Raw genomic sequence first — 15,233 nt, forward strand, 5'->3', positions numbered from 1 at the left:
CCGGTAACATGCGCGGGAAGGTGTGCGGCGGGCGGGAAATGTCACCCCGTGGGCGGTCGGCGGTGGTGCCGGAACGCGACAGTCGCCGCCGCCTCGACCGCCGGCAGCAGGGCGTGCGCCCAGACCCGGTAGCCGTCGGCGGACGGGTGGAAGCCGTCGCGGCAGAGCGTGCCGGCATCCGCGCGGAACACCGGGCCCGTCTCGGTGCCCAGGTCGACAACCGTGCCACCGGCGTCCAGCACGGCCGCTGTCTGGGCCCGTGCCATCCGCCGGCCGGACCAGCCGAGCACCTGACGCAGCGGGGCGGCGACCGCGCGTACCGCGCCGAGGTCGGGGCAGGTGCCCACCACCACCTCGACGTGCGCCTCCCGCAGCCGGCGCACCGCCGAGCCGAGATAGGCGGCCGCGTCACCCGGGCGGCTCAGCGCCGTCGCGTCGTTCGCCCCGATCAGCACCACCGCCACGTCGGGCCGCTCGCCGAGCAGCGCCCGGGCCACCTGGGTGGCCAGGTCGGTGGCGCGGGAGCCGGAGACCCCGACGCTGGACAGATGCACCCGGCGGCCGTGCGGCCCCTCGGCGAGCAGGTTCGCGAGCTGACCGCCGATCGTCTCCTCGAAGCGGTCGACGCCGACACCGAGCGCCGACGAGTCGCCGAGCAGCACCAGGCGCAGCGGCGGCGCGTCCGCCCGGCCGACCGTCGCGCGCAACACCAGACCCAGCTCGGGCTGGGCGTACTCCCGGCTGCGGGCGGCGATGGCCTGCCCGGCGAGGACCGCCGCGCCGCCCACCGTGCCGGCCAGCAGCGACAGGGCCGCCGCCCGGCCCCACCGGGCCACCTCGTTCCGCTCGCTCATGACAGCACTCCGCTTCGCTCCGTGCCGTCATGAGGCACGTTTGCGCTGAGCTGGCCGATTCGCTCGCTGCGCTCGCTCATGACAGCACTCCGCTTCGCTCGCTCATGCCGTTTCCTCCAGGGTGGCCGAGTCGGCGGCGCTGCCGGTCGGGGGCAGCGCGCCGACGCCGAAGAAGGCCCGTCGGCGAAGCTGCGCCCAGCGTCCGCCGGGCCCGCGGTCGCGGCCCCGGAGCTGGGCGCCGCTGACCTCCGTGCCGGCGTGCCGGGCCGCCTCGTGAGCCGCCTCCGGGAGCGACCGTACGCCTTCCACGCCGGGCAGGACAGGCCTGCGTTCCGGGACCGCGCCCAGCGCGGACAGCACGGTGGGCAGCAACGCCGCCGCGGCTATCGCGTACCCCTCTGCGGAGGGGTGGAACCGGTCCCAGGCGAACATCCGGGCGGGCTCGGCGGCGAACCGCGGCCCGAGCATGTCGCCGAGTGAGACGGCCCGGCCGCCGGCCTCGACCACGCCCACCGTCTGCGCGGCCGCGAGCTGGCGGCTCCAGCGCCGGGCCAGCCAGCGCAGCGGCGGCTGGATCGGCCGGATGGTGCCCAGGTCGGGACAGGTGCCGACGACCACCTCGCAGCCGGCCGCCCGCAGCGTGCGGACCGCGTCCACCAGGTAGCGCACGGCCAGCCCCGGCGGGGTGCGGTTGGTGACGTCGTTGCCGCCCACCAGGATCACCGCCACGTCCGGCTCGACCTCCAGGGCGGACTCGACCTGCGGTTTCAGCCCGGACGAGAGCGCGCCCACCACGGCGAACCGGTGCAGGCGTACCGGCCGGTGCAGGCGGCGGGACAGCCCGGTGGCCAGCAGCGAGCCCGGTGTCTCCCGGCGCCTGTGCACGCCGTAGCCGGCTGCCGAGGAGTCGCCCAGGATGACCATGGTGACCGGCGGGCCGGGCAGCTTCGCGCCGTACACGCCGTCGCAGCGCGGTGGCGGGGCCTGCGCCATCGGGATGGTGCGCCGGGCCTGCCGGGCCTGGCCGAGCAGCACCCCGCCGGTGGCGGCGGTGGCCGCCACCGTGGCGCCCGTGCCGATCGCCGCGAGGCGGGCGATCTGCCGGACGCGCTGCCAGTGGACCGGCGCGACGGAACCAGCGTCCCCCATGAACCGACAGTATCGCGCCGGTACGACCACTGCTGTCCTTGATCGGATGGCTGGGCGGCGCCCGGACTGGGTACCGATGGGGGTGGCGGACGCGGGCTTGCCCCCGGGCCGCACCATGGTCGGGCGGAGAGGGGCGAAGACATGGGGAAGACGTTGAAGCGCAGCGCCGCGTTCGCCGCGCTGGCCCGGGCGCTGGCGGCCGGTACGCGGGGCGGGCCGTCGCTCGGGGCCCGGCTGGCGGCGCTGCCGAGGATGATCCGCGCCACCACCAGGGGCGAGTACGACGGCGGCCTGCGCCTGGCGCTGATGGCCGGCGCGACCGCGTACATCGTCAGCCCGATCGACCTGCTGCCGGAGATTCCGCTGGCGATCTTCGGGCTGGCCGACGACGCGGTGATGGTCACCTGGCTGGCCGGCAGCGTGCTCGCCGAGACCGAACGGTTCCTGGAGTGGGAGGCACGTCGCAGCTCGGTCATCCCGGGGCATGTGGTGCCCTGACGGCACGTACGCTGGTCGGCGAACTGACGGCTGACCGACCGCCCCACGACGGCGGCGCGACGAAGGGCACAACGAGGTGCAGTACTACGACAACGTCGTCGAGCTGATCGGCAACACCCCGCTGGTCCGCCTGCGCAACGTCACCGAGGGCATCCAGGCCACCGTGCTGGCGAAGGTGGAGTACGTCAATCCGGGCGGCTCGGTCAAGGACCGGATCGCGATGCGCATGGTGGAGGACGCCGAGAAGGCGGGCATCCTGCGGCCGGGCGGCACGATCGTGGAGCCGACCAGCGGCAACACCGGCGTCGGGCTGGCCCTGGTGGCCCAGCTCAAGGGCTACCGCTGCGTCTTCGTCTGCCCGGACAAGGTCAGCCAGGACAAGCAGGACGTGCTGCGCGCGTACGGCGCCGAGGTGGTGGTCTGCCCGACCGCCGTCGCGCCGGAGGACCCGCGCTCCTACTACAACGTGTCCGACCGGCTGGCCCGGGAGATCCCCGGCGCGTGGAAGCCCAACCAGTACAGCAACCCGGCCAACCCGCGCTCGCACTACGAGACCACCGGCCCGGAGCTGTGGAAGCAGACCGAGGGCAGGATCACCCACTTCGTGGCGGGCGTCGGCACCGGCGGCACCATCTCCGGCATCGGCCGCTACCTCAAGGAGGCGTCCGAGGGGCGGGTCAAGGTGATCGGCGCGGACCCGGAGGGCTCGGTCTACTCGGGCGGCACCGGCCGGCCGTACCTGGTCGAGGGCGTCGGTGAGGACTTCTGGCCGGAGACGTACGACCGGAAGATCGCCGACGAGATCGTCGAGGTGTCGGACAAGGAGTCCTTCGAGATGACCCGCCGGCTCGCCCGCGAGGAGGGTCTGCTGGTCGGCGGCTCCTGCGGCATGGCCGTGGTGGGTGCGCTGGAGGTGGCCCGCAAGGCCGGCCCGGACGACGTGATCGTGGTGCTGCTGCCGGACGGCGGCCGGGGCTACCTGTCGAAGATCTTCAACGACAAGTGGATGGCCCGGTACGGCTTCCTGGACGACTCGGGCACCGAGCCGACGGTGGCCGACGCGCTCGCCGGCAAGCCCGGTGGCCTGCCCGAGCTGGTGCACGTGCACCCGACCGAGACGGTTCGCGACGCGATCGACTACATGCGCGAGTACGGCGTCTCGCAGCTCCCGGTACTCAAGGCCGAGCCGCCGGTGGTGACCGGTGAGGTGGCCGGTTCGATCGCCGAGAAGGACCTGCTCGACGCGCTGTTCACCGGCCAGGCCCACCTGCACGACACGATCGAGCGGCACATGGGCGAGCCGCTGCCGATGATCGGCGGCGGCCAGCCGGTGAGCGAGGCGGTCGGGCTGCTGGAGAAGGCGGACGCGGCGCTGGTGCTGGTCGACGGCAAGCCCAAGGGCGTGCTGACCCGCCAGGACCTGCTGGCCCACCTCGGCGCCCGCTGACCCTGCTTGTAAGGAAGGGCCCCCTTTTAACACCGCGGTGTTAAAAGGGGGCCCTTCCTCTACCGGAGGCGTTAATAAGGGGCCCTTCCTTACAAGCGGCGGGCGTAGCGGAGCTGGGGGACCAGCACCCGGCCGATGTGTTCGTCCCGCTCATCACCGGTGGCGGTCCAGCCGCCGCGCTCGTAGAAACGGCGCGCGTGGGCGTTGTCCCGCAGCACCCACAGCACCGCGCGCGTCCAGCCCCGGGCCCGCATCGCGTCGAGCGCGTCCACCATCAGCGCCCGTCCGGTGCCCCGGCCCCGCTCGGACGGCTCCAGGTGGATCGCGTTGAGCAGCCCGGTCGCCGGGTCGCCCTCGTCGTCCGGCCCGAGGTAGCTGAAGCCCACCAGCTTCCCGTCCCGCTCGGCCACCGTCATCCGGTGGTCCGCGCCCTCCCAGGTCAGCCGTTCCACCCAGTAGCGGCCCATCGCCTCCGGCGTCGGGTCGGCCAGCGCCTCGGGCGGCAGAAACGACGAGTACGCCGCCACCCGGGAACGCTGGTGCAGGGCGCCGACCGCCATCAGGTCGGCCTCGGTCGCGGAACGTAGGGAGATCGTCACCCGGGCGACGGTACCCGCCGGGGCGGCACCTGTACCGTCTGAAGATCCTCGGCGATCACCAGATCACCGGAGAAGTGCTCGCGGGCCTCGTCGTGGAAGCGGCGCGGGTCGGCGTACCGCTGGGAGAAGTGGGTGAGCACGAGCGTGCGTACCCCCGACTCGGCCGCGACCCGCGCGGCCTGGCCGGCGGTGAGGTGCCCGACCTCGGCGGCGAGCGCCGCCTCCGACTCCAGGAACGTCGACTCGATCACCAGCAGGTCGGCGTGCTCGGCGAGCGCGTACACGCCGTCGCAGAGCCCGGTGTCCATCACGAACGCGAACCGCTGCCCCGGCCGGACGACGCTCACCTCGTCCCGGGTGACGCGGCGCCCGTCGCGGTCCAGGTGGCCGTCGCGCAGCAGCCTTCCGGTGTCCGGACCGGCGATGCCGTACGCGGCCAGCCGCTCCGGAAGCATCCGGCAGCCGTCCGGCTCGACCAGGCGGTACCCGTACGTCTCGATCGGGTGCCGCAGCCGGCGGGCCTCCAGCGTGCCGATGCCCAGGGTGATCCGCTGCCCGTCGGCGTCGATCGGCTCGACTGCCAGTTCGGCGGTCTCGTAGAAGCTGGAGGCGTGGCGCAGCCGGGCGAAGTACTCGGCGCCGCCGGCCGGGAAGTGCACCGCCACCGGGCGCGGTACGCGGTCCAGCGAGAGCCGCTGGATCATGCCGGGCAGCCCGAGGCAGTGGTCGCCGTGGAAGTGGGTGACGCAGATCCGGGTCAGGTCGGTGGCGGTGACCCCGGTGTGCAGCATCTGCCGCTGGCTGCCCTCGCCCGGGTCGAAGAGGATCACCTCGTCGTCCCAGCGCAGCAGGTAGCCGTTGTGGTTGCGCTGCCGGGTCGGGGCCTGGCTGGCCGTACCGAGCACCACCAGCTCACGCATGGACACCGCACCCTCCCGAGCGCAAAAAGCGACCCCCGGGGCTTCCGCGCTCGCGCGCGGGCCGGCTGGACTGGGCCGGCACCCCGGGGGTCGGGTGGCTGTCGTGGTTTCGCCGCACCGCTGCCACACGGTCTCGACGATCCTGCAGGTGCCCGCCTCGCGGCGGGCGAGTTTTCACTGTCGAGGACAGCGGCTAGCGGACAGCCACCTCACGAGTCCGATTGCTATACAAGTCTGGACCACCTCCTTTCCCGTGTACCGCCACGCTATCCACTTCGCGGCGGCCGCGGCAACGGATTTCGATCACAGGCCCGGTCAGTCCAGGCCGATCGGGCCCTCGCGCGGGCCGTCCTCGTTCGCCGGCTGCACGGCGAGCGACGGGAAGTCGGCCAGGTCGCCCTCCGGCTCGGCGTCCCACTCCGGGAACACCAGCGGGCTCTGCAGGTAGAGGCAGAGCAGCTGGGTGAGCTGGTGCAGGCCGTCGAGGTGGGTGCGCTCGTGGCCGTGGGTGGCGTCCACGCCGAACCCGAGCAGCGCCACCCGGGCGTGCGCCCCGGCCTCGACCGCGGCGGCCACGTCCGAGCGGTAGTAGTCGAACACGTCCCGGACCAGGTCGACGCCGTGTTCCTTGGCGATCGAGGCGAGGTTGCGGGTCAGGTGGTAGTCGAACGGGCCGACCCCGTCGCCCATGGCGAGCGTCGCCGCGGTCTCCCGGGACTGCTGGCCCGGCGCGACCACCGCCGCGTCCACCGACACGATCTCCGCGACGTCCGGGTCCAGCCCGTGGCTCGCGCCGTGGCCGATCTCCTCGGTGACGGTGACCAGCAGGTGCGCGGTGACCGCCGGGGTGACACCGGCGTCGACCATCGCCTTGAACGCGGTCAGCACCGCCGCCACGCCCGCCTTGTCGTCCAGGTGGCGGGACTTGACGTACCCGTTCGGGGTGATGGTGGGGTTGGGCAGGAACGCGACGAAGTCCCCGGCGTCGATGCCGAGCGCCCGCAGCCCGGCCTCGTCGTGCACCGGCTCGTCCACCCGCACCTCGACCAGTTCCCAGCCGACGCCCTGCAGGTCGACCGCCTCGTTGTAGCGGTGCCCGCTCGCCTTCAGCGGCAGCACCTGGCCGGTGACGACCCGCTCCAGGTCGTCGGTGAAGATCCGCACGTGGGCGCCCTCGGCGAAGCGGGCGCTGTGCGTGCCGATCGGGTTGACCTCCAGCCGGCCGTTCTCCTTGAGCCGCTTCACCATGCCGCCGATGGTGTCGGTGTGCACCACGATCGCCCGGTCGGCGCCGGTCGACCGGGGGCCGGGCAGACAGGCGCTCAGCGCCCCGCGACGGGTCAGCGTGGAGCTGATCCCGATCGCGGAGAGCCGCTCGCCCACGTACTGCTGGATGTGGTCGGTGCGCCCCGACGGGCTGGGGATCTCCAGCAGCTCCACCAGCACCTGGCGGAGGTAGTCGAGGTCGAGCTTGAGCGGTTGGGGCTTGCGTGCGGTCATGCCCCAGAGCTTGCCGCACCGGCCGGCGACCAGAGTCGCTGCGGTGCCCGGGTACCCGGGAAGAGCAGGTCGACGAAGCGCTCGGCGGTGGGCTGCGGTTCGTGGTTGGCCAGTCCGGGCCGCTCGTTCGCCTCGATGAACACGTGTTCCGGCCGGTCCGGGGCGGGGACCAGCAGGTCCAGCCCGGTGACCGGGATGTCCAGCGCCCGGCTCGCGGTGACGCACGCCTCGGCGATCGCCGGGTGCAGCTCGGCGGTCACGTCGTGGATCGTGCCGCCGGTGTGCAGGTTGGCCGTCCGGCGTACCGCGAGCACCTCGCCCTCCGGGAGCACGTCGTGCATCCGGTACCCGGCCTCGGCCACCACCTCGCGGGTCATGTCGTCGATCGGGATGCGGGACTCGCCCCCGGTGGCGGCGGCCCGGCGGCGGCTCTGCCGCTCGATCAGCTCGGTGATGTCGTGCACCCCGTCGCCGGTGATCTGCGCCGGGCGGCGTACCGCGGCGGCGACCACCTCGTGGTCGATCACCACGACCCGCAGGTCCTCGCCCGCGCGCAGCTCCTCGATCAGCACGTCCGGGCAGAACCGGCGGGCCAGCTCGACGGCCGCGGTCAGCGCCTCGGGCGTACGCACGCCGACGGTGATGCCGTTGCCCTGCTCGCCCCGCGCCGGCTTGACCACCACCGGACCCACGTCGTTCAGGAACGCCACGTCGTCGGGCTCACCGGTGGCGGTACGCCCGCGCGGCACCGACAGGCCCGCCTCGGTGAGGATGCGCCGGGTCACCCGCTTGTCGTCGCAGCGGCTCATCGCCACCGCCGAGGTCAGCTCCGACAGCGACTCGCGGGTGTGGATGGTCCGGCCGCCGGTGGTCAGCTTCAGCTCACCCCAGTGCGGGTCGGTCACCTCCACCCGGATGCCGCGGCGCATCGCCTCGTCCGCGACGATCTTCGCGTACGGGTTCAGCTCGTCGTACCCCTCGGGCATGGCGGGCAGGAACAGGCGCTCGTTGATCGGGTTCTTCCGCTTCACGCAGAGCGTGCCGGTGCGGTGGAAGCCGAGGCGCTCGTACAGCCGGATCGCGCCCGAGTTCTCGGCCAGCACGGACAGGTCCACGAACGCCCGGCCGCGCCCGTCGAGCCGGTCGGCGAGCGCGGTGAGCAGCGCCTGCCCGGTGCCGGGCGGGGCGGTGTTGAAGTCGACTGTGAGGCACCACAGGCTCGCGCCGTTCTCCGGATCGCCGAAGACCGCGACGTGGTCCACGCCGGTGATGGTGCCGACCACCTCACCCGTGGTGTCCTCGGCCACCAGGTGCAGGAACCGGTCCGTGCCGGCGTTGTCCACCAGCACCTCGACCGGGGCGGTGACCATGCCGTTGCGCGCGTAGATCCGGTTCACCGCCTCCGCGTCGGCGGCGTCACGCAGCGGCCGGACGGTCAGCCCGGGCACCTCGCCGCCCTCGGTCGCGGCGGGCCGCTTCTCGCCCAGCGGCAGCCGGTACGTCAGCGACGGGTCGATGAACAGCTCGTCCGGCAGCCGCGACACCAGCACGTGCGGGTCGCGCAGGTAGATGCAGATGTCCCGGGCGCCGACCGCCTCGGAGCGCAGCACGTCGGCCACGTGCACCTGGTCGTCGAACGTCTGCCCGAACACCAGCCGGCCCCAGCCGCAGTCCAGCACCACGCCCGAGGCGTCGGTGGACGTGGGCTCCGGCTGCCGCTGCTCCGGCGTACCCGGTGCGACCGGGTCACCGCCGGGGCCGATGCGTTCCCGGCGGCGCCCCAGCACCCGTTCCCGGTCGGTACGTGCCGTTCCGGTGGCGAGGGTGTCGGTCACGGTCAGTCGATTCCGTGGCTCTGGAGCCACATTTCCAGGAGTCCCAGTTGCCACAGCTTGTTTCCGTTCAACGGGGTCAGTTCGGCGTTCGGGTCGGCGAGCAGCGCGTCGACGTAGTCGGCGCGGAACAGGTCGCGACGGCGCGCCTCGGGCGCGGTGAGCGCGTCGCGTACCCGGTCGAGGAGCTTGCCCTCCAGGTGGGTGAGTCCGGGCACCGGGAAGTAGCCCTTGGGCCGGTCGATGACCTCGTGCGGCAGGACCCGCCGGCCGATCTCCTTGAGCACGCCCTTGCCGCCCTGGGCCAGCTTCAGCTCCGGCGGGCAGCTCGCGGCCAGCTCGACGAACTCGTGGTCGAGGAACGGCACCCGGGCCTCCAGCCCGTGCGCCATGGTCATGTTGTCGACCCGCTTCACCGGGTCGTCGGTCAGCATGACCTGGGTGTCGATCCGCAGGCCGGCGTCGACGGCGGTCTGCGCGCCCGGGCGGCCCAGGTGCGCGGCCACGAACTCCCGCGCCGGGTCGCCGTCGGCCAGCCACGCCGGGTTGAGCACCCGGGCCAGTCCGGCCGCGTCGCGGTCGAAGAACGCCTTCGCGTACGTCTCGAGCGCCTGCTCCCGGTCCACCCCGGCGAGCGGCGGGTACCAGTGGTAGCCGCCCAGGATCTCGTCCGCGCCCTGACCCGACTGGACCACCTTGACGTGCTTCGCGACCTCCTGGCTGAGCAGCCAGAACGCGACGCAGTCGTGGCTGACCATCGGTTCGCTCATGGCCCCGACGGCGGCCTCCAGCGGCGGCAGCAGGTCGCCGGTGGGCACCCGGATCTGGTGGTGGTCGGTGCCGAACGTCTTCGCGACCAGGTCGGAGTAGACGAACTCGTCGCCCTCCCGCCCGCCCACCGCGTCGAAGCCGATGGAGAACGTGGCCAGGCCGGACTGGGCCTGCCCCTCGCCGGCGAGCAGCGCGACGACAAGGCTGGAGTCGAGGCCGCCGGAGAGCAACACGCCCACCGGAACGTCGGCCACCATGCGGCGGCGTACGGCGGTGGTCAGCGAGTCGAGCAGCGCGTCCTGCCAGTCCCGCTCGGACCAGCCGGCCCGCTCGGCGGCGCGGCCGAACGACGGGTCCCAGTAGACCCGCTCGTGGGTGGAGCCGTCCGCCTCGTACACCCGGACCGTGGCCGGCGGCAGCTTGGTGACGCCGGCGAGGATGGTGCGCGGCGGCGGCACGATGCTGTGGAAGCTCAGGTAGTGGGCGAGCGCCACCCGGTCGATGGTGGTGTCGATGCCGCCACCGGCGAGCAGCGCCGGCAGGGTCGAGGCGAACCGCACCACGCCGGGGGTCTCGGCCAGGTAGAGCGGCTTGATGCCGAGGCGGTCCCGGGCCAGCACCAGGCGGCCGGTGTCGCGCTCGCTGATCGCCACCGCGAACATGCCGATCAGGTGGTCGACGAAGTCGAGCCCCCACTCGGCGTACGCCTTGACCACTACCTCGCTGTCGCCGGACGAGAAGAACCGGTGGCCCTTGGCCTGCAGTTCGGCGCGTAGTTCCCGGTAGTTGTAGATGCAGCCGTTAAAGACACCGGTGAGCCCGGCGGCGGCGTCCACGATGGGTTGGCCGCTCGCCGCGGACAGGTCGATGATCTTCAGGCGCCGGTGTCCCAGCGCGGTCGGCCCTTGCGACCAGACGCCGCTGTCGTCGGGCCCTCGGTCACTCATCGTGGCCGCCATCCGCTCCACGGCCGAGACATCGGCGCGTGAACCGTCACGGCGGAACTCTCCCGCAAGTCCGCACATACGAGCCAATGCTGCCAGAGGTTGTTTCGGTTCGCCTGTTGAGACGATGACGAACGTGTGACAGCTTGCTACGATGCGCCGTCACGCAGCGTGGTTGCCTGTCACGCCTTCGGTTCCTGCCTCATTCCACCCGATGTCGGGATTCGGCACCCGCAGGGGTGTGAGGAATGCCGCAGCAGGCTACTTCTGAAGTAGTATTGATGTCATGTCGATGCCCTTGGAGTCGGTGCCGTTCTCCGAGCTGCTGCGCCAGCCGACGGAAACCGCCGAACGGCTGGCCCGAACCCGGGCGCTGCGGCTCCGTCGCCGCGACGCCGCCGACCTGGTGCTGATGTCCGCCGAGCGGGCTGAAGCCGAGGGGGAGGTGGTCGACCTGACCGCGCGGCTGCTGGCCGGCCTGGCGCGGCGAGAGCCGGCCCTGGTCCGGGAGACGCTTCCGACTGTGCTGCCCTGGATGCGGTTCCTGCCGCAGGGGGACGCCGAGCAGATGACCGACGAGTTCATCGCCACGGCCGAGGCCGCAGCGGCTGTCGGCAGCACCGCGGCGGTGTCCCAGCTGCTCACCGAATGGCGGCACACCGCTGAGGTGCACGCCGATCCCGACCTGCATCGGATCCTGGCCGCGCCCAGCGCCGACGACTTCGGGCCGGTGACGCGCCCGACCGACGAGTGAGCGCGAAGCGCGGCGACCGCGCCGCCCCGCCACCCCGGCCCGGCGGGTACGCCCTGCGGTTCGCCACAAACGACGCGGCGAAGGGCTGGGAGGAACTGTGCCGGCAGGCCGCGGCCAACACGCGCGGCGCGTTCGACGCGATCGAGGCGCACCCGTGCCCGTCTCCGCCGAACAGCCGCCAGCACCCCCTCAAGGGCTCCCTCGCCACAGCCGTGCCCAACGGGCGGTCACTGCCGCAGTGGCAGTACGAGGTCACCGCCGGCGGCCGCATCTGGTACCTGGTCGACGACCAGACCCGAACCTGCTGGATCAAGCACGCCGGAACCGGCCATCCCAGAGCCACCGATTGACCGCAGTGCGTTCGGGCCCCCGTCCCTGAGGGGCGAGGGCCCGAATGGAATGGGCAGTGCTCGGTCTGGCTACGCGGTGCGGGCGACGCCGACCGGGCAGCTCAGCCCGTTCGGTCCGTGGTTGCAGTAGCCGTTCGGGTTCTTCGTCGGCGCCAGGTACTGCTGGTGGTAGTCCTCGGCGAAGTAGTAGTCGCCGAGCGGCGCGATCTCGGTGGTGATCTCACCCTTGCCGGCCCGGGCCACGATCGGCGCGAACGCGTCCCGCGACGCCTTCGCAGCGGCGGCCTGCTCGTCGGTGGTGGTGTAGATCGCCGAGCGGTACTGGGTGCCCACGTCGTTGCCCTGGCGCATGCCCTGGGTCGGGTCGTGGTTCTCCCAGAAGACCTTGAGCAGGTCCTCGTAGGCGATCTTCGACGGGTCGTAGACCACCTGGACCACCTCGGCGTGCCCGGTCATACCCGAGCACACCTCCTCGTACGTCGGGTTGGTGGTGTAGCCACCCGCGTAGCCGGCGGACGTGGTGATCACGCCGGGGAGGGTCCAGAACAGCCGCTCGGCGCCCCAGAAGCAGCCCATGCCGAAGACAGCGACCTGCGCGCCCTCGGGGAACGGGCCCTTCAGCGTCGACGGCAGCACCTCGTGCCGGTCGGCGATCGGCATCGCGATCGGGCGGCCCGGCAGGGCCTGGTCAGGAGAGATCATCTCGGCCTTCATGCGGCGGAGGAACACGGTGGGACTCCTCTCTTGGCTTTCCCAGCGTGTGCAACAGCGTGGCCCTCCGGTTCCTTACCCGCCCACCGCGACGTCAGGCCAGCGCCGCCGAGATCCGCCCGGCGAACGCCTCGGCCTCGGCGTCACCTGCGTACCGGGTACGCGGCCAGAAGAAGCCGCGCAGACCGTCGCCCTTCGTCCTGGGAACCACGTGGGTGTGCAGGTGCGGTACGGACTGGGACACCCGGTTGTTCATCGCCACGAACGTCCCACCGGCGTCCAGACCGGTCTCCACCGCCACGGCGATGCGCTGGACCAGCCGGAAGTAGCCGGGCAGTGCGTCGGGCGGCAGGTCGGACAGGGCGACCAGGTGGGTGCGGGGCACCACGAGCACGTGCCCCTTGAACACCGGGCGGGTGTCCAGGAACGCGACCCCGTCCGGCTCGTCGGTGACCCGGAACGCGGGCACCTCGCCCGCCACGATCCCGCAGAACACGCACCCGCTCATCCGCCCACCCTAGGCCCGGCCCGCCCACCCCACCTCCGGGCGAGCGTTGATCATGAGGTTGGCGGCGACAAATCGGACGGCGACCACCGTCAACCTCATGATCGACGAGAAGACCGGCCGTAGGTCAGGCGCGATCGAGGTAGGCGTCCCAGTCGTCGTCGGGGATGCCGGTCGGGCCGGTCTCGCCGTTGGCGAGGCGCGCCCGGATGTCCGCCTCCCACCGCAGCGCCCATCCGCGCAGCTCGTCGACCTGCTGCTCGGTGAGCCCGTACGAACGGAACGTCCGGCTGTCCCGCTCCGTCACACCACCCAGCCGGTCGGCCAGTTCGTCCAACGAGAAGCCGGCCGTGTGCCGGGCGCCGAGATGCTCCAGCTCCGACCGGGTGAGCCGCTCGGAGGCTGCGCGGACGTCGATGTAGTCGCGGTGGGCGGCACGGTCGTGCAGCGCCCGGACCTTCAGCCCGACCGCGTCCTCGAAGGCCAGCACCGGGCCCAGCGCCATGCGGGCTGGCGGCGCGAGTGCCTCCTTGAGCAGATCGACCTCACAGGAAGAGGCGTCGTCCGAGATCAGCAGGCGAGCCATGCGCGGCGTCGCCTCGATGATCCGGGCGGAGAACCCGGCCGCGACGTAGGCGGCGGCGAGCCGGTCCGCCACGGCACTGAGTGGCATCGCGGCGGCCGTGGCGAAGTCGATGTCCTGGGAAGGCCGGTCGACCAGATCGTGGGCACACATGGCGTAGCCACCGGCGAGCATCAGTCCCAGGTCGTCACCAGCGGCGAAACCGATCTCCAGCAGGCGACGGTGCAGCGCGTCCATCACCCGGCGACGAGGTCGGGCAGTTGCCTCTCCCAGAGCCGGGTCACCCGCCGGGCCGTCAACCGTCGAATACGTGGCCAGTCCTGGCGGAGCAGCGCGGCGTCGACGTATCTGATGATGTCGTCCCGCTGGCCGCAGTCAAGCAGGAGGCAGTAGAGGGTCAGTCGCTCACCCGGGTCGCCCACGTCGTAGTCGCCGGGGCCCGACCAGGCAAGGCGCACGGGCAGGCTGACCCGCCCCGACCGCGGGCCGCTCAAAAGACCCAGCGAGGCCGGGATCCGGTCGGCGACGCCGTGCAGGCGGGAGGGGAGCGCCTCGGTCGTACTCACCGGACCAGTATGGCCGACCACCCCGACAGAGTCCTGGTTGTGACAGGCGCGCCCGGCCTACCGGGAGCAAAGGGGAAGCGGGCGGACTAACGTCTGCGGCATGAGGCACGGCTTCGACACACTCGCCATCCACGCCGGTCAGGCCCCGGAGGCCCGCACCGGCGCGGTGATTCCGCCGATCTACCAGACCAGCACGTACGCCCAGGACGCCGTCGGCGCGCCGCGCGAGGGCTACGAGTACAGCCGCTCCGGCAACCCCACCCGGGACGCGCTCCAGGAGTGCCTGGCCGCGCTGGAGGGCGGCCAGGTGGCACTCGCCTTCGCCAGTGGCCTGGCCGCCGAGGACACGCTGCTGCGGACCGTCTGCAAGCCGGGCGACCACGTGGTGATCCCGGACGACGCGTACGGCGGCACCTACCGGCTGTTCGCCAAGGTGGCCGAGCGCTGGGGGCTGGACTACACCCCGGCGAAGGTCTCCGACCCGGACGCCGTGCGCGCGGCGATCCGCCCGGGCGCCACCCGGATCGTGTGGGTGGAGACGCCGACCAACCCGCTGCTCGGCATCGCCGACATCGCGGCGCTGGCCGCCGTGGCGCACGACGCCGGCGCGCTGCTGGTGGTCGACAACACGTTCGCCTCGCCGTACCTGCAGCAGCCGATCGCGTTCGGCGCGGACGTGGTGGTGCACTCCACCACCAAGTACGTCGGCGGACACTCCGACGTGGTCGGCGGCGCGCTCGTCGCGGCGGACCGGGCGCTCGGCGAGGAGCTGCGTTACCACCAGAACGCGATGGGCGCGATCAACGGCCCGTTCGACGCCTGGCTCACCCTGCGCGGCATCAAGACCCTCGGGGTACGGATGGACCGGCACTGCGACAACGCCGAGCGGATCGCGGCCTACCTGGACGGCCACGCGAAGGTCGCGCAGGTCATCTACCCGGGCCTGCCCTCGCACCCCGGCCACGAGGTGGCCGCCAAGCAGATGCGGCGGTTCGGCGGCATGATCTCGTTCCGCGCGGCGGGCGGCGAGGAGCATGCCGTGGACATCTGCAACCGATCCCGGCTGTTCGTGCTCGCCGAGTCGCTCGGCGGCGTCGAGTCCCTGATCGAGCACCCGGGCCGGATGACACACGCAAGCGCTGCGGGCTCGCCGCTTGAAGTTCCCGGCGATCTCGTGCGACTGTCTGTCGGCATCGAGACGGTCGACGACCTGCTCGCCGATCTGGAGCAGGCCCTGGGCTGACCGCTGG

At 72.4% G+C, this 15,233-nt stretch carries 16 protein-coding genes; 5 read left to right on the forward strand and 11 right to left on the reverse strand.

What is annotated here, in order from left to right:
* Positions 1-41: 41 nt before the first annotated feature.
* Positions 42-854, reverse strand: a complete 813-nt coding sequence (locus tag HA073_RS22765; RefSeq protein ID WP_043326542.1) for an SGNH/GDSL hydrolase family protein — start codon at positions 852-854, stop codon at positions 42-44.
* A gap of 102 nt (positions 855-956) precedes the next feature.
* Positions 957-2,003, reverse strand: a complete 1,047-nt coding sequence (locus tag HA073_RS22770) for an SGNH/GDSL hydrolase family protein (RefSeq protein WP_043326540.1) — start codon at positions 2,001-2,003, stop codon at positions 957-959.
* 141 nt (positions 2,004-2,144) lie between these two features.
* On the opposite strand from HA073_RS22770, the gene HA073_RS22775 reads away from it, so the two are divergent.
* Both HA073_RS22775 and HA073_RS22780 read left to right on the forward strand, forming a co-directional pair.
* Positions 2,145-2,501 (forward strand): YkvA family protein, encoded by a 357-nt coding sequence (locus tag HA073_RS22775; RefSeq protein WP_013474058.1) that lies wholly within the window; start codon positions 2,145-2,147, stop codon positions 2,499-2,501.
* Between the two features lie 76 nt (positions 2,502-2,577).
* Positions 2,578-3,948: a cystathionine beta-synthase gene (locus HA073_RS22780; protein WP_043326537.1), complete on the forward strand. Its 1,371-nt coding sequence runs from the start codon at positions 2,578-2,580 to the stop codon at positions 3,946-3,948.
* 89 nt (positions 3,949-4,037) lie between these two features.
* Here HA073_RS22780 and HA073_RS22785 read toward each other — a convergent pair whose 3' ends face one another.
* The 5 genes from HA073_RS22785 to HA073_RS22805 form a co-directional block, all read right to left on the reverse strand.
* Positions 4,038-4,547, reverse strand: coding sequence for a GNAT family N-acetyltransferase (locus HA073_RS22785; RefSeq protein WP_043326535.1), 510 nt, complete (start codon positions 4,545-4,547; stop codon positions 4,038-4,040).
* Entirely contained in the window at positions 4,544-5,473 is a 930-nt protein-coding gene (locus HA073_RS22790; protein WP_166457236.1) for a ribonuclease Z, read from the reverse strand. Before HA073_RS22790 ends, HA073_RS22785 begins: the two co-directional genes overlap by 4 nt.
* A gap of 309 nt (positions 5,474-5,782) precedes the next feature.
* Positions 5,783-6,967 (reverse strand): osmoprotectant NAGGN system M42 family peptidase, encoded by a 1,185-nt coding sequence (locus HA073_RS22795; RefSeq protein ID WP_030501323.1) that lies wholly within the window; start codon positions 6,965-6,967, stop codon positions 5,783-5,785.
* The gene (gene ngg, locus HA073_RS22800) at positions 6,964-8,802 is read right to left on the reverse strand and encodes an N-acetylglutaminylglutamine synthetase (protein ID WP_113972006.1); all 1,839 of its coding nucleotides are present in this window, start codon (positions 8,800-8,802) and stop codon (positions 6,964-6,966) included. Before ngg ends, HA073_RS22795 begins: the two co-directional genes overlap by 4 nt.
* Before the next feature lie 2 nt (positions 8,803-8,804).
* The gene (locus tag HA073_RS22805; protein WP_166457237.1) at positions 8,805-10,595 is read right to left on the reverse strand and encodes an N-acetylglutaminylglutamine amidotransferase; all 1,791 of its coding nucleotides are present in this window, start codon (positions 10,593-10,595) and stop codon (positions 8,805-8,807) included.
* 205 nt (positions 10,596-10,800) lie between these two features.
* On the opposite strand from HA073_RS22805, the gene HA073_RS22810 reads away from it, so the two are divergent.
* The gene (locus HA073_RS22810; protein WP_043326527.1) at positions 10,801-11,268 is read left to right on the forward strand and encodes a hypothetical protein; all 468 of its coding nucleotides are present in this window, start codon (positions 10,801-10,803) and stop codon (positions 11,266-11,268) included.
* Positions 11,265-11,618 carry a hypothetical protein gene (locus HA073_RS22815; RefSeq protein WP_166457238.1) on the forward strand — a complete coding sequence of 118 codons (354 nt, stop codon included), beginning with the start codon at positions 11,265-11,267 and terminating at the stop codon, positions 11,616-11,618. The genes HA073_RS22810 and HA073_RS22815 overlap by 4 nt, the downstream gene beginning before the upstream one ends.
* Positions 11,619-11,687: 69 nt before the next feature.
* Here HA073_RS22815 and msrA read toward each other — a convergent pair whose 3' ends face one another.
* The 4 genes from msrA to HA073_RS22835 all read right to left on the reverse strand — a co-directional run bounded on the left by msrA (position 11,688) and on the right by HA073_RS22835 (position 13,983).
* The gene (msrA, locus tag HA073_RS22820; RefSeq protein ID WP_043326524.1) at positions 11,688-12,347 is read right to left on the reverse strand and encodes a peptide-methionine (S)-S-oxide reductase MsrA; all 660 of its coding nucleotides are present in this window, start codon (positions 12,345-12,347) and stop codon (positions 11,688-11,690) included.
* Positions 12,348-12,423: 76 nt separating this feature from the next.
* Positions 12,424-12,837 (reverse strand): HIT family protein, encoded by a 414-nt coding sequence (locus HA073_RS22825; protein WP_043326522.1) that lies wholly within the window; start codon positions 12,835-12,837, stop codon positions 12,424-12,426.
* 124 nt (positions 12,838-12,961) lie between these two features.
* On the reverse strand, positions 12,962-13,654 hold the full coding sequence (locus tag HA073_RS22830; protein WP_043326519.1) for a nucleotidyl transferase AbiEii/AbiGii toxin family protein: 693 nt from the start codon (positions 13,652-13,654) through the stop codon (positions 12,962-12,964).
* Positions 13,654-13,983, reverse strand: coding sequence for a hypothetical protein (locus HA073_RS22835; protein ID WP_281605144.1), 330 nt, complete (start codon positions 13,981-13,983; stop codon positions 13,654-13,656). Before HA073_RS22835 ends, HA073_RS22830 begins: the two co-directional genes overlap by 1 nt.
* A 100-nt stretch (positions 13,984-14,083) precedes the next feature.
* On the opposite strand from HA073_RS22835, the gene HA073_RS22840 reads away from it, so the two are divergent.
* Positions 14,084-15,226 carry a cystathionine gamma-synthase gene (locus tag HA073_RS22840; RefSeq protein ID WP_043326515.1) on the forward strand — a complete coding sequence of 381 codons (1,143 nt, stop codon included), beginning with the start codon at positions 14,084-14,086 and terminating at the stop codon, positions 15,224-15,226.
* The last annotated feature ends 7 nt before the right edge of the window (positions 15,227-15,233 follow it).

It is taken from the genome of Micromonospora sp. CMU55-4, assembly GCF_011602315.1.
GTDB lineage: Bacteria > Actinomycetota > Actinomycetes > Mycobacteriales > Micromonosporaceae > Micromonospora > Micromonospora chalcea.